General features: G+C 66.9%; 12 protein-coding genes. All 12 read right to left on the reverse strand.

From position 1 onward, the window contains the following. Window positions 1-3 precede the first annotated feature (3 nt). The 12 genes from DT069_RS13225 to DT069_RS13280 all read right to left on the reverse strand — a co-directional run bounded on the left by DT069_RS13225 (window position 4) and on the right by DT069_RS13280 (window position 13,842). Window positions 4-867 (reverse strand): TIGR01459 family HAD-type hydrolase, encoded by an 864-nt coding sequence (locus DT069_RS13225; RefSeq protein ID WP_119460797.1) that lies wholly within the window; start codon window positions 865-867, stop codon window positions 4-6. Next, the gene (locus DT069_RS13230; protein ID WP_119460798.1) at window positions 864-2,153 is read right to left on the reverse strand and encodes an FGGY-family carbohydrate kinase; all 1,290 of its coding nucleotides are present in this window, start codon (window positions 2,151-2,153) and stop codon (window positions 864-866) included. Before DT069_RS13230 ends, DT069_RS13225 begins: the two co-directional genes overlap by 4 nt. Before the next feature lie 13 nt (window positions 2,154-2,166). Next, window positions 2,167-2,955 (reverse strand): class II aldolase/adducin family protein, encoded by a 789-nt coding sequence (locus tag DT069_RS13235; RefSeq protein ID WP_119460799.1) that lies wholly within the window; start codon window positions 2,953-2,955, stop codon window positions 2,167-2,169. A gap of 40 nt (window positions 2,956-2,995) precedes the next feature. Next, entirely contained in the window at window positions 2,996-4,033 is a 1,038-nt protein-coding gene (locus DT069_RS13240) for a class II aldolase/adducin family protein (protein ID WP_425450216.1), read from the reverse strand. A 30-nt stretch (window positions 4,034-4,063) separates the two neighbouring features. After that, a complete protein-coding gene (locus DT069_RS13245; RefSeq protein ID WP_119460800.1) occupies window positions 4,064-5,608 on the reverse strand; it encodes a glycerol-3-phosphate dehydrogenase in 1,545 nt (514 codons plus the stop codon). A gap of 32 nt (window positions 5,609-5,640) precedes the next feature. Continuing rightward, the gene (locus tag DT069_RS13250) at window positions 5,641-6,684 is read right to left on the reverse strand and encodes a 2-hydroxyacid dehydrogenase (protein WP_119460801.1); all 1,044 of its coding nucleotides are present in this window, start codon (window positions 6,682-6,684) and stop codon (window positions 5,641-5,643) included. 1 nt (window position 6,685) lies between these two features. Then, window positions 6,686-8,239 carry an FGGY-family carbohydrate kinase gene (locus DT069_RS13255; protein WP_119460802.1) on the reverse strand — a complete coding sequence of 518 codons (1,554 nt, stop codon included), beginning with the start codon at window positions 8,237-8,239 and terminating at the stop codon, window positions 6,686-6,688. Between the two features lie 2 nt (window positions 8,240-8,241). Next, entirely contained in the window at window positions 8,242-9,393 is a 1,152-nt protein-coding gene (locus DT069_RS13260) for an ABC transporter ATP-binding protein (RefSeq protein WP_119460803.1), read from the reverse strand. A 36-nt stretch (window positions 9,394-9,429) separates the two neighbouring features. After that, window positions 9,430-10,521 carry an ABC transporter ATP-binding protein gene (locus DT069_RS13265; RefSeq protein WP_119460804.1) on the reverse strand — a complete coding sequence of 364 codons (1,092 nt, stop codon included), beginning with the start codon at window positions 10,519-10,521 and terminating at the stop codon, window positions 9,430-9,432. Window positions 10,522-10,531: 10 nt separating this feature from the next. Continuing rightward, on the reverse strand, window positions 10,532-11,374 hold the full coding sequence (locus tag DT069_RS13270) for a carbohydrate ABC transporter permease (RefSeq protein WP_119461016.1): 843 nt from the start codon (window positions 11,372-11,374) through the stop codon (window positions 10,532-10,534). Between the two features lie 10 nt (window positions 11,375-11,384). Beyond that, entirely contained in the window at window positions 11,385-12,311 is a 927-nt protein-coding gene (locus DT069_RS13275) for a carbohydrate ABC transporter permease (protein WP_425450217.1), read from the reverse strand. A gap of 94 nt (window positions 12,312-12,405) precedes the next feature. After that, the gene (locus tag DT069_RS13280; RefSeq protein ID WP_119460805.1) at window positions 12,406-13,842 is read right to left on the reverse strand and encodes an extracellular solute-binding protein; all 1,437 of its coding nucleotides are present in this window, start codon (window positions 13,840-13,842) and stop codon (window positions 12,406-12,408) included. Window positions 13,843-13,857 lie beyond the last annotated feature (15 nt).

Here is a 13,857-nt window from a genome sequence, read left to right on the forward strand (position 1 = left end):
GCGCTACCATCGAAAGGCCGGGATCGTGAAGTCCGGCATCACCGCATACTCGGCGGCGAGCGCGGCGAGCGCGGCCGAATCGTCGGGGTCGCTGAAGCGATCGGCGTGAATGCCACCGACGACGAACGCCGTCGCCGTGCCGGCTGCCGCCCCGCCGGCGATATCATGCTGCAGGCTATCGCCGACCGCGACGACGCGCTCCGGCGCCATCCCGCCGAGCAGGCTAAAGCAGAAGCGGTAAACCTCCGGATAGGGCTTCCCCACATAGTGAACCTGCCCGCCCAGCTCTTCATAGCGCCGGGCGAGTGCGCCAGGGCTGGGCACGAGCCCCGCTGCCGTGACGCCGACGAGGTCCGGGTTGGTGCAGAGCATGGGCAGACCACGCTTTGCGCCGGACCGCAGATGCGGCTCGTAGTTCACGATCGCGAAATCCGGCTCGTTGGTGCTGCTGGCGAGAAGGAAGTCCGCCGTCTCGACCGTCTGGGCGGTTTCGAGATCCAGCCCGTCGAGCACACCGGGGTCGGCGCGTGGCGCCAGCCGAAAGCAGCGGCGGCCGAGGTCAGCATAGAACGGGTCCGACCGCTCTTGCAGGGCGTGCCATGCGACCTCGCCGGAGGTCACGAGCGCGGTGTAGCTCTCCGCCGGGAATCCGAGGACAGCCAGGCGCTTTAGATTGGAGGCGGCCCGCTTTCCGGAATTGGACAGGATTACGACCGGCTTGCCGAACTCCCTGAGGCGGGCCAGGCACGCGACGGCGCCGGGATAGGGCGCCACGCCGTTATGCAGGACGCCCCATTGATCCACCAGAAAGGCATCGAACCGTTCGGCGAACGCGCCAACACCGGAACAGAAGAGGCTCTCCTTCATGCGGAAGCCGCGCCGCGTTGCGCAAGAAGGGCCGTGCCATAGGCCGCCTCGAGGCTGACCGGCTCCGGCATCGCGACACCGAGACGGCGCGCGCGGATCGCCGTCCAGGCTGGGTTCTGCGCACCGCCGCCGACGTTCCGGACGCTGCGCAGCGCGGGCGCGCCGAGGTCGCGCAGATGCCGGTAGGCCGTCACCTCGATCTCGGCGATGCCTTCGAGCAGGCCTTGCAAGAACAGCGCGTCGTCATCGGGCCGCGGCTCGGTGATGGACGACTTCCCGGGATCGTGGATCGGAAAGCGCTCACCCGACGCGGGCAGCGGATAATAAGAGAGGCCGGTGGGCCGGTCGGGCTGAAGCCGGGGCGTCAGCTCTACCATCCGCTCCGCCGTGAAGAAGCGCAGCAGCGCCGCGCCGCCACTGTTCGACGCGCCGCCCGGCAGCCACAGGTCGCCCAGCCGATGACTGTAGACACCCGAGGTCGCGTCGAACAGCGGTGCATTCGAGAGCAACTTGACCACGAGCGTGCTGCCGAGCGAGGTCACCGCATCGCCGATCTCGAACGCGCCGGTCGCGAGGAAGGCCGCGACGCCGTCGGTCGTGCCGGCGACCATGCGGACGCCGCGCGGCAGGCCCAGCTGATCGGCGACCTTGTCGTCGACCGGCCCCAGCACAGTACCGGGAACCCGAACCTCCGACAGCAGGTCGCGACGGACGCCGAGCGCATCGAACCAGTCGGGCCAGCGTCGGGCAACCACGTCATAACCCATCTTCAGACAGTTGTTCTCGTCCGTTACGCCAAAGCAGTTGGTGAGCCGGCCGGCGATCCAGTCGGCCTGATGCAACGCGTGCCGAGCACCGCCGAGATCTCCGCGGCCCTGGAAATGCAGCAGCTTGGCGAGCGCCGAGGTTGCACCGTGGCCACCACTGTCCGGTGGGGCAACCTGTTTCACCCGCGCCGCCTCGCCGGTGCTTCGCGCGTCGTTATACATCAGCGCGGGCGCGAGCGGCGTACCCGCGCCATCGGTCACGAGCAGCGTGCCGGAGGTCCCGTCAACAGCCAGCGCCACAATCCGCTTGGCCGGCACCGCGGCCGCGAGTTCGCCCAACGCCGTCTCGACCGCGCGCCACCACTGCGCCGGATCCTGCGAAAGCCCGCCGCCCTCCCGATCCGGGGCCGGCATTGCGGCTGACGCTTGGCCGGCAAGAGTCCCGCCCCGGTCGATCGCAACAGCGCGCACGCCCGACGTGCCGACATCGATCCCAACAAAGAGAGGGTCGTGCGCCATGCTCGCCCGGACCTCAGGAAACCCGACGCCGGCCCGTAGATTTGGCCTTCGACTTGGCTTTCGATTTGGCCAGCTTCTTGCGAGCCGCCACTTTTCGCGGTGCGTCCCTGCGCGGTGGCGGCGTCACCGCCAGCGCGTCACCCGAGGCCAGATCCTGCGTCTGCTTTCCATAGGTCTTGAAGCGCTCGAGAACGGTCTGCACTTCCGCCTCGTCGAGCAGGGCCGGCGCGCCGACCTGGCGGGCATACCAATATTGCCGGGCCAAGGTCTCGACCTCCGTGGCGAGCCACAGCGCCTTCTTCAGATTGGGCCCGAAGCAGATCATCCCGTGATTGGCAAGGAGGCAGGCGGTCCGCCCCTCGAGTGCCTCGAGCATATTCTCGCTGAGCGACTGGGTCCCGAAGGTGGCGTAGTCGGCACAGCGGATGTCGGTGCCGCCGCTGACCGCGATCATATAGTGGAAGGCCGGGATGTTTTCGTGAAGGCAGCTCAGCGCGGTGCAGAAGGTGGCATGGGTATGCACCACCGCGCCGGCCTCCGACCGGTTGCGATAGATGTCGAAATGCATGCGCCATTCGCTCGACGGCAGGAACTCGCCGTAATAGCCGCCATCGAGATCCATCTCGACGACCTGCTCCGGCTTCATCGCGTCATAGGGCATACCGGAGGGGGTGATCAGGAAGCCGCCATCCGTCCGCACGCTGACATTGCCGGACGTTCCCTGGTTGATGCCGAGCGCGTTCATCTGCTGGCAGGTGGTGATGATGTCCTGGCGCAATTGCCGCTGGCCCCGACTCGTCATGAAAGCTCCTTTGTCTCGCTCGAAACGCGTGTCGTATGGTTCAATGGTCCAGACTCTGGCGATATTTCTCCGCATCCCATCCGAGCAGCTCCGCCTCCTGCGCGGGCGTCAGATAGACGAGCGGCGCATCGGACGGTAGGCGCCGCAGCACGTCGGCGAGGCAGGACACCATTGCCTCTCCCCCCGCCGAGAGATCGTTGCGCACCAGAACGCCGGCATCCGGCGCCAGCAGCATGGCGGGCGGCTTGCCGTCATGGGTTTGGATTCGCCGCAGGGCATCGGCCGGATTCTCGCCGGATCGGAGCGCCACCGCTCCCGGTCCGAGGAAGATCAGGTGATCGGGATAAAGCGTGCCGCCGGTCGCGGTGGTGCGTAGGGCGGGATCGACGGCGATGATGTGGGCGTTCGTATCCCGGCAGGGCCGGAACGGGGTGCCCTTTGCCAACTCCGACAATCTGTCGGCGTCGCCGGACCGAGCCGGTCGGGGCGAAATGGCGAGACGCCGTTCGACTTCAGTGAGCAGGGCATCCGCAGCGGCACAGTCGGCACCGCCGACCACGAGTCCGTGATTGGCCATGACGATGACATCCGGTTCGGCGCGCTCGACCGCCCGAGCCACCGCCTGGGCCAGCGGCAGGCCGGGACGAACGTAGGGGATCCAGGCCCAGCGCAGCCCTTCGAGACGCTCCGCCAGCGCCTGCTCCCCATCGACGCGCACGGCCCAGGCGATCGTGTTCACGGAATGCACATGGAGCACCACGGCATGCGGCAGGATCGCGTGCAGCGTGGTCTCGATCGAGGGGCGCAGCGGCCGATCGGTCTCGGCCGGCAGCCGCTCGGCGCTCACCGGGTCCGGCTCCGCGGCAGCGATGCGCGCCCGCACACCGCTCAGGCGAACCGGCACGAAGATCGACTCCTCCTCGGCCCGGGCCAGCCAGGTGCCCGACGCCTTGACGAGAAGCACATCGCCCTGCTTGATCGAGCTGTTGCCGCCCGCGCCCTGGATCAGCGACCCGTCCCGCCCGAGGCGGGCCGAAAGCCGCCGCAGCTCGACGACCGCCGGGTCGTTCATGACCATGTCTCTCCTCCGCGCATCAGCATCGCCCCGTCAGACCGCGTGCGCCTGCGAGGTGCCGCGCTCGCGGGCGAGCCAGGCGGCGAACCGGGCGATCTCGTCTTGTGACAGATGCAGGTAGTATTTGGTGCGGCGCTCGATGATGTCCTCCAGGGTCATGGCCCATTCCTCGTCGACGAGATAGCGCACCTCGCGCTCATAGAGGCCGGCGCCGAAATGCCGACCCAGATCGTCGAGCGACCGGGCCTCGCCGAGGATGCGTTCGGCGATGGTGCCGTAGCAGCGCAGATAATGCTGCGCGACGGCTTGCGGCAGCCAGGGCCGCTCGGCCCGGAACCGTATGCCGTAGGACTCGTAATCCGCATCGGGCATGTCGCCGCCGGGCAGCGGCGCATTGCCGGTCCAGGCCGCGCCCATCTTCGGCATGAAGGGCTTCAGCTTCTCGAGCGCATGTTCGGCGAGCTTACGGTAGGTCGTGATCTTGCCGCCATAGATCGACAGGAGCGGCGCGCATCCGGCTTCTGCGTCGATGTCGAACACATAGTCGCGGGTCACCGCCGAGGGATCCTCAGCGGCATCGTCATAGAGCGGCCGCACGCCGGAGAAGGAATGCACCACGTCCTCGGGCGCGATCTTGCGCTTGAAATAGCGGTTGGTCGCGGCACAGAGATAGGCGACCTCCTCCGGCGAGATCGCCACCTGATCAGGGTCGGCGTCCTGCGGAATGTCGGTGGTGCCGATCAGGTTATAGTCGCCTTCATAGGGGTTGACGAAGATCACCCGCTTGTCGGTGTTCTGGATCAGATAGGCCTGCGGGCCGTCATAGAGCCTGCGCACGATCAGATGGCTGCCGCGCACCAGCCGAACCCGGCTGCGGGCGTTGTAGCCGACGACGCCGGCAAGCATCTTCTCGACCCAGGGGCCGGCAGCATTGACGACGATGCGGGCGCGGATCTGCCGCTCGGCCCGGCTATGGTCGGCGCGCAGCGTGGCTTGCCAGAGATCGCCATCGCGGCGGATCGAGACGCATTCGGTCCGCGGCAGCACGACCGCGCCGTTCTGCTCGGCCGACTTCGCGTTGAGCACCACGAGCCGGGCGTCATCGACCCAGCAGTCGGAATATTCGAACGCCTTGCTGTAGCCGGGCAGCAGCGGCTCGCCTTCCGGCTCCGTCCGCAGATCGAGCCTGCGGCAGCCCGGCAGCTTCTGGCGCCCGCCGAGATGGTCGTACAGGAACAGCCCGAGCCGGACCAGCCAGGCCGGCCGCTGGCTCTTGTCGTGCGGCAGGACGAAGCGCATCGGCCAGATGATGTGCGGCGCGCTACGCAGCAGCACCTCGCGCTCGATCAGCGCCTCCCTCACCAGCCGGAACTCGTAATATTCGAGATAGCGCAAGCCGCCATGCACCAGCTTGCCGCTGCGCGAGGAGGTGCCACTGGCGAGGTCGTCCCTGTCGCACAGCACCACCGACAGGCCGCGTCCGGCGGCATCGCGGGCAATGCCGGCGCCGTTCACGCCGGCACCGACGACCAGCAGATCGACCGGATCCGCGATGCTGGCGTTGGTGAGATCAGCCATGCCGTCTCGACGCTCCTGCCCTGCCGACGCCGTCAGGCGGGATTGAGCGCAGGATCGCCGGCTGCGAAGCGCCGCACCTCGTCGGCGACCATTTCGGCCGCGTAGGCGATGGTCCGCCGCGACGAGCCGGCGATATGCGGCGTCAGCGTCACATTGTCGAGCCTGAGCAACGGCCAGTCCGGCGGCGGCGGCTCCCTTGCGAAGGTTTCCAGGCCCGCGCCGCGTAGATGGCGGGAGCGGAGCGCCTCGTAAAGCGCGTCGTAATCGACCATCGGCCCGCGGGCGGTGTTGATGAAATAGGCCCCCGGCTTCATCCGCGCGAATTGCGGTCCGCCGAGGAATCCCTTCGTCTCCTCGGTCACGCGGGCATGCAGGGTGACGACGTCGGATCGCCGCAGGAGCTCGTCCATGCCGACCTGCTCGACGCCGTCGGCGGCATCCTCCGGCGACAGCGCGACATAGGGATCTGAGACCAGGATGGTGCAGCCGAAGGGCTTCAGCAAGCGGACCACCCGCGTGCCGATATGGCCGTAGCCGATCACGCCGACCACCTGCTGGGACAGTTCCTCGCCCGTCCGGTCCTCGCGATAGAGATCGCCGCGCCACTGCCCCTGCGACAGGGACTTGTGGCCGAGGGTGATGAGGCGCGTCTCGGCCAGGATCATGCCGATCGTGAACTCGGCGACGGCGCTGGCGTTACGGCCGGGCGCGTTGACCACCGGAATGCCGCGGGCGCGCGCCGCCGCCATGTCGATGTTGACCGGCCCGCCACGCGAGACCGCGATCAGCTTCAAGGCCGGCAGCCGGGTGAGCATGGCGGCGCTGATCGGGGCCACGTGGTTGATCAGCACTTGTGCATCGCCGATGAAGTCCACGACCGCGTCGGGGTCGCCGACGAACTCGCGCAGGCCCTCGAGCTCCGTGCCCTTCTCGCCATGGATCATCGGCGTATCCGGCCAATCGAGCTCTAGCGTACGCGCATGGAATTCCAGCCCCTCGACCGCGTCCAGCGCGCGCCGGAAATAGTCGGGCTTCATGAAATGATCGCCGACGATCGCAATGCGGAGCGGAGTCATCTCACTGTCCTCCCCGCACAGTGTGGAGGGCATGCCAGACATCGAACATGGCTTGATAACCTTGGCGGTAAATGGGGAACAGGGCGTCGTAAGCCTTGACAAGTTGCGGGTCCGGGGATTCGAGCGCACCCAGGAACGGATCGACCCAGGCCTTGCAGATCGCCTCCAGGCTCGGCGTCGCGCCGATGGCCACCGCGGCGATCATCGCCGCGCCGGCTGCCCCGGCCTCCTCGCGTTCGACGAGGCGGACCGGCGCATTGACCGCGCTCGCCAGAATCCTGCGGCAGGTCGGGCTGCGCGCCGCGCCGCCCGCGAGGCGGATCTCGCATGGGGCGTGGCCGAGCGCCTCGTAGCAATCGCGCGCCGCGAAGCCGAGCGACTCGTAGACGCCGCGCATCATGTCGAAGAACGTGACCTGTGACGTCAGGCCGAGGAACTGTGCCCGCGCCCGCGGCTCGACGAACGGCCCGCGCTCACCGGCCTCGTAGATGAAGGGATGGAACAGGACACGGCCCGGCTCCGCCTCGGCAGCGCGGCGGTCCATCAGCGCCAGCAGATCACCGCGCGACACGCCGCCCGGCATGAAGGCGCCCAGCACATCCTCGGCCCGGTCGAGCAGCCAGTCGACATTGAGCGTCGCCGACATGTTGGACATGATGCCGGCCCAGGCGTCGATCATCACCATCGTGTAGCCGACCGGAGCCTTGAGCTGGACCGCGTCGGCGCTCCGGTAAAGCCGCATATGCGCGCCGGTACTGCCCAGGATCGTGCAACCGACAGGACGCTCGGGCTCATAGAGCCCGGCGCCGAGCGCGGTGCATAGGATATCGACCGGCGCCAGGCAGACGGGCATGCCCTCCTTGAGCCCGGTTTCCCGCGCGGCCTCGGCGGTAAGCCGGCCATGGTGGCGCATGCCGTCGACCTGCTCGGGCAGTAGATGCCGGAATGCGGCGAGGCCGAACAGCCTCAGGACCTCGTCGCTATAGTCCCGTGTGCGGAAGTCGCCGAAGGTGAAGTTCGCTTCCGACTGGTCGGTCGCGCGTTCCCCGGTCAGGTTGAAATAGAGCCAGTCCTTGCAGTGGAAGGCGGTCGCCGCGCGCGCGAGCAGCTCGGGCCGATGGCGCCGCAGCCAGAGCAGCTGCCCGCTTTGGTTCGACGGGTTGAGGCCGGTTCCGGTGATCCGGTGAACCTCTTCGCCGACGCCGTTGCGGCGCAGCTCCTCAACGATCGGCCCGGCGCGGCCGTCGAGCCACAGCCAGGCGGGTGCCACCGGCCGCCCCTCTGCGTCGATCAGCCAAGTGCCGTCGCCTTGGCCTGTGATCGAAAGCGCGGCGACGCGGTCGGCGAGTCCCGGCACCTCGTCGCCCAGCGCGCGCAGCGTCTTGGCGGTCGCGGCCCAGGTCTCGTCCATGTCCTGCTCGACGCCGCCCTGCGGCACATGCGCCAGCCGGTTCTTGACCGAAGCGCAGGCGACCTGCTCGCCGTCGAAAGTGAAGACGACCGCCTTGATCACCGACGTGCCGGCATCGAGTCCGATGAGCAGATCGGCGGCCATCCTCAGGCCTCCGCCGGGCTCATGCCATGCAGCAGGGCGCGCTCGTCGTCGCGGTCGAAGACGTGCAGCGCACCGAACGGCAGGCTGACATCGACCGCCTCGTCGGTCCTGAGCGCGACGTCGCGGTCGCTGACCGCGATCATGAAGCAGCCGCCGACATTGATGCCCAGATGGCTCTGGTCGCCGAGCCACTGGTTCGACAGCAGCATGCCGCGCGCCACGGCGTTCGCCCCGTCATTGACGCCGACGGGACCGACGCGGATCCGGTGCGGGCGGATTCCAAGATGGATCTTGCGACCGGGATGCAGGATCTGCGCGGCCGCATCGCCGGCGCCGTCGAGATCGATCGAGAAGGCCTTCTCGTCAGCGCGGTTGATCACCTGGATCGCGTTGTTCGAATCCACCTCGGCCGGGAACAGGTTCATCGGCGGCTCGCCGACGAAGGAGGCGACGAACAGGTTCGCCGGCTTCTCCTTCAGATCCTCAGGCGAGGCCAACTGCTGCAGCTCGCCCGCCTCCATGATCGCGATGCGGTCGGCGAGCGCGATCGCCTCCGTCTGGTCGTGAGTGACGAACACCGTCGTCATCTTATGCTCGATCAGATAATCCTTGATTCGCGCACGCAGGATGGCGCGGAGCTGCGGCTCGAGCTGCGACATCGGCTCGTCGAGCAGATGCAGGTCGGCGCCGCGGACCAGGGCGCGGGCAAGCGAGACGCGCTGCTGCTGGCCGCCCGAGAGAGTCGACGGATAGCTGCCGAGGATGTTCTCGATCTCGAGCAGCCGGGCGACGTCCGCCACCTTGCGGGCGACCTCGGCCTTCGGCATGCGGGCGCGCAGAAGGCCGAAGGCGATATTGTCTTCGATCCTGAGCGGGGGATAGAGCGCATAGCCCTCGAAGGCCATGGCCACGCCGCGCTGCGCCGGCGGCAGATCGTTGAGGCGCCTGTCGCCGATCCGAATTTCGCCCTGCGTCACGCTCTCGAAGCCGGCGATCATGCGCAAGGTCGACGTCTTGCCGCAGCCGGAAGAGCCGAGCAGGCCGACGATTTCGCCATCGTCGATCCGCATCGTGAGGTCGCGCACCGCCAGGACCCCGGCTTGCCGCCGCGGCCCATAGATCTTGCTGACCTTGTCGAGACTGAGAGACGCCATGCTGCCCTGTGTTTCCTGCGTTCTTCCCTGGGTTCTTCAGTGAATTCGCATCTCGGTCGCGCGGTCGAAGAACAGCGCGCGGCCGAGATCCAGCCGCGCCCAAACCTGGCGGCGTCCGCGGCTCAGCGGCGGGCGATCGTCCTCCGGGCAGGAGGCCAGGATCTCGGTTCCCTGCCCGTCCCGCAGCAGCATCACCGCGCGTACGTTGAGCGGCGTGAGCGCATCGAGCTCGACCGCGATGGCGCCCTCCGCCGGCTCGGTCAGCACCTCGATATCCTCGGGCCGGATGCCGACCAGCAGATCGCGGCCGACGAGGCTCTCGAGCGACGGCGGCCCGACCAGATCGCTGCCGCCGATGCGCAGCTTGGCACGGCCGTCGCCGCTCAATTCGGGCCGGGCGGGCAGGAGATTCACGGGCGGATCGCCGAACAGCCGCGCGATGCGGATGCTCTCGGGCCGGCCATAGATGCCGGCGGGCGTGTCCACTTGCTGGAAGGTTCCGTCATAGAGCACGCCCACCCGGTTTCCGAGCGCCATCGCCTCCTTGTAGTCCTGGGTGACGTAGAACACGGTCGAGCGGTATTCGCGCAGCACGCGCGGCAGCTCCAACCGCATCTCGTAGCGGATCTTGGCGTCGACATTGCGCAGCGGATCGTCGAGCAGCAGCACCGCCGGCGGCGCCGCCAGGCTGCGGGCCAGCGACGTTCGCTGCTTCTGCCCGTTCGACAGCTCGCGTGGTGTGTGGCCGAGCACATGGTCGATGCGCAGCAGCTCGGCGAGCTCGTGAACGCGGCGGCTGATTTCCGCCTCCGCAAGCTTCCGCGCGCGCAAGGGGCTGGCGATGTTCTCGAACGCCGTCATATGCGGGTAGAGCGCGAAGTTCTGGAACGCCATCGCCACGTCGCGGTGATCCGGCCCCAGATGGGCGATGCTCTCGCCATCGATCCGGATGTCGCCGGCATCGGCGCGCAGCACGCCGGAGATCAGACGCAGGAGCACCGTCTTGCCGCAGCCCGACGGGCCGAACACGACGACCGATTCGCCCTGCCTCACGGACAAGGACAGATTGTCGATGACCTTGCTCTTGCCGAACGACTTGGAGAGGCGGTCGATCTCGAAATAAGCCATGGCCCCCTCCCTATCCTTTCACCGCGCCGAGGCTCAGCCCCTCGACCAGATAGCGCTGCGCGAACAGCGCCAGGATCAGCGTCGGCACGACGGACAGCACCAGCGCCGCAGCGATCTGGCCGTAATTGATGCCCGATGCCGTGATGAAGGCGAGCGCACCGACGGTCACCGGCTGCACGTCGCTCGAACCCAGGATCAGCGCGAAGATGAAATTGTTCCAGGCGAAGATGAAGGCGAGCAGCGCCGCCGCCGCGATTCCCGGCCGCGCGAGCGGAATCGCGATCCTGAGGAAGGTCGCGAGCCAGGAATGCCCATCGAGCCGGTAGGCATGCTCGATATCCTCGCTGATATCCTCGAAATAACCCCGTACGATCCAGAGGATCAGCGGCAGGGTGATGAGCTGATAGACCCAGATGAGTCCGAAATAGGTGTCATAAAGGCCGAGCTGCTGGAAATAGAACAGGAGCGGCAGCAGCACGAGGAGCGGCGGCGCGAACCGGAAGCTCAGCAGCGTGAAGGCGATGTTCTCGCCGAGCCTGAAGCGGAACCGGGCGAAGGCGTAGGCGGCCGGCACCCCCAGCAGCAGCGACAGCAGGACTGAGCCGACGCCCAGGATCAGGCTGTTCATGAGGTTGCGCATATAGGCGACCTCGAGCGTGCCGACGCTGGTATCGAGCTGACCCGAGATCAGCGCGACGTAGTTTTCGAGCGTCGGCTCGAAGATCAGGCTGGGCGGGCTGCGCAGGATGTCCTGGTTGGTCATCACGCTCATCAGCAGGACCCAGAAGATCGGGAAGAGAAAGAACAGCGCGACCAGGGCCAGCAGCACGGCGCGGACAGCTTTGACGATCATGACGCCCTCCTCACGCGTTGCCGTGCCGGCGTTCACGCAGCTTCAGCCAGCGCTTGATCACCAAGTTGCTAAGCAGGAAGGTGATCGCCCACAGCACCATCAGGACCGCGGCCGAGCGGCCGATATTGGTGTAGGTGAAGGCCGAGAGATAGGCCTGGATCTGGAACACCATGAGCGTGTCGCCGGGCCCGCCCTGCGTCATCGCGTAGATGATGTCGAACTGCTGGATCGCCTCCAGCATCCGGAAGAGGCCGGCCGTCAGGATATAGGGCATCAGCATCGGCAGGGTGATGCGGAAGAACACGAAGCTTTGCGGCACGCCGTCGAGCTCGGCCGCCTCGAATGGCTGCTTGGGCAGCGCGCGCAGGCCTGCGAGCAGCAGAATGGTGATGAACGGCGTATAGACCCAGGTATCGACCAGGACGACGGTGAAGAGCGCCGTGTCCGGGGACGAGGCCCAGGGAAACCGCTCGACGCCGACGAGCGTGAGCAGATAACTCAGGATCCCGAAGCTCGGGTTCGTCATCAGCTTCCACATCAGGCTGGCGATCGCCGGCGCAACCATCAGCGGCAGGATGAGAAGCACGCTCATGACGTCGTTGAACCAAGTGCGCCGAACCAGAAGCAGCGCGATTCCAAGGCCCAGCAGAAGCTGGATGCCGACGCAGAGCAGCGTATAGAGCAGCGAAACCTGCAGGGTGTTCCAGAAGCCCGGATCGCCGAACAGGCTGATGTAGTTGCCGAACCAGATGAACTGCCGGCCCGCCGGGAACGCCAAGTTATAGCGCTCCATCGAGTAATAGACCGCGGTGCCGAACGGGATCAGGATGCCGATCGTCACCAGCAGCGACGGCAGGCTGAGCAGATAGGGCAACAACCAGTCCCTGGCGCTGGATCGCGCCCGGGGCAGCGCCCGGTCCTGGGCAAGTTCGACCACGGCTTGGACTCCCTCGATTCAGTCCACGGGGTTGAAAAAGGGACGCAGGTGCGGCGCGGATCGCCAGCGCCGCACCTGCGCCGCGTCGACGCGCTTACTGGGCAATGCCCGCGTTACGGAGCTGCTGGTTGACCGACTCGGCAAGTTGGTCCAGCCCCTCGTCGACGCTCACCTGGTTCGCATGCATCTTCTGCAGGCTGGCGGCCCACTCGGTGGTCAGGTTGAAGAACAGCGGCTGCGGCGTGAAGTAGATCTTCGAACCGTCGCTCGACTGCTGGTACTGCTCGAGATAGCCGGGATAGTCCTTCTTCAGCCGGGCCTGGAAGTCGGCATTGTTCCACACCGATTGGCGCACCGGGTTCACCAGGTCGGCCTGCGTCGCGCCGAAGGTGGTGTGCTCGGTGCCGGTCGCCCATTGGATAAAGTGCCATCCGGCATCCGGCTGCTCGGAGAAGGCGCTCAAGCCCAGCGACCAGATCCACACATTCGGCGTCGGCTGCTCGGCCTCCGGGTTGGGCGCGAAGGCGGCGTAGCCGATGTTGCCCGCCTCCTTGGTGCCGCGATTCTGGAAGTAGCCGAGGATGTCGGCGTCGTAGATCATCGCCGACGCACCGGCGCCGAGATCGTTTCCGACCTCGTACCAGGTGTAGGTCGTCCAGTTCCGCGGGCCGGACTTCTGCAGCATCTCGATCCACATCTGCGTGAACTTCTTGCCCTCGGGGCTGTTCATCGCGGCTTTCAAATTGCCGTCCTCGACGACGAAGTCGCGGGCGCCGAAGTTGGTGAAGCCGGACAGATAGCCCGGGTGGATCGTCGCCCAGCTGCGCGTGCCGCGGGCGCCGATGCCGTATACGTCGCCGCTGGTCAGCTTCGCGGCCTTCTCCATCAGGTCTTCCATGTTCTCCGGCGGCGTCACGCCGGCGGCGTCGAACATCCGCCGGTTGTAGGAAATGCTGTTGAGCTCGAAGCCCCAGGGCACGGCCCATTGCTTCGCTCCGGATCCGCCCAGCGCCTCGCCGGGGACGCCGCTCCAGGCGGTCGAGGCGCGGAGATTGGGCAGCAGATCGTCCCAGTTGTAGGTGTCCGCAGTCTTCGACGGATCGCCGATCCATTCGTTCACGTCGCGGAGCCACCCGGCCGGGCCGTACTGCCAAGTCTGATAGGCGCCCGTCATGAAGGCGTCATATTGCGAGGAGCGGCTGGAGAGGGCCGCGGTGACCTTGTCGAAATAGACGTCCTCGGGGAAGACGTCGTAAACCACATCCATCCCGGTCAACTCCTTGAAGTTGTCCAGGTTGTTGATCATGGCGTCGGTATAGGGGTGCTTGTTCAACAGCAGCCTGACCGTCGTGCCCTGATGCGCCTTCCAATCGAAACTTCCCGCGGCGAGCGCCCGTGTGCCGGCCGCGTTGAGAAGATAGCCCGCAGCAACACCGCCGAGCCCCAGTCTGGCCGCCCGATTCGCCAGTTCGCGGCGCCCCAGCTTCTTCGATAAATGGGCGTCGAACAGATCGTCTACGCGTTTGGACATTAGTCTCCTCCCTAT

Source organism: Virgifigura deserti (genome assembly GCA_003576685.1).
GTDB classification, from domain to species: Bacteria; Pseudomonadota; Alphaproteobacteria; order Dongiales; family Dongiaceae; genus Virgifigura; species Virgifigura deserti.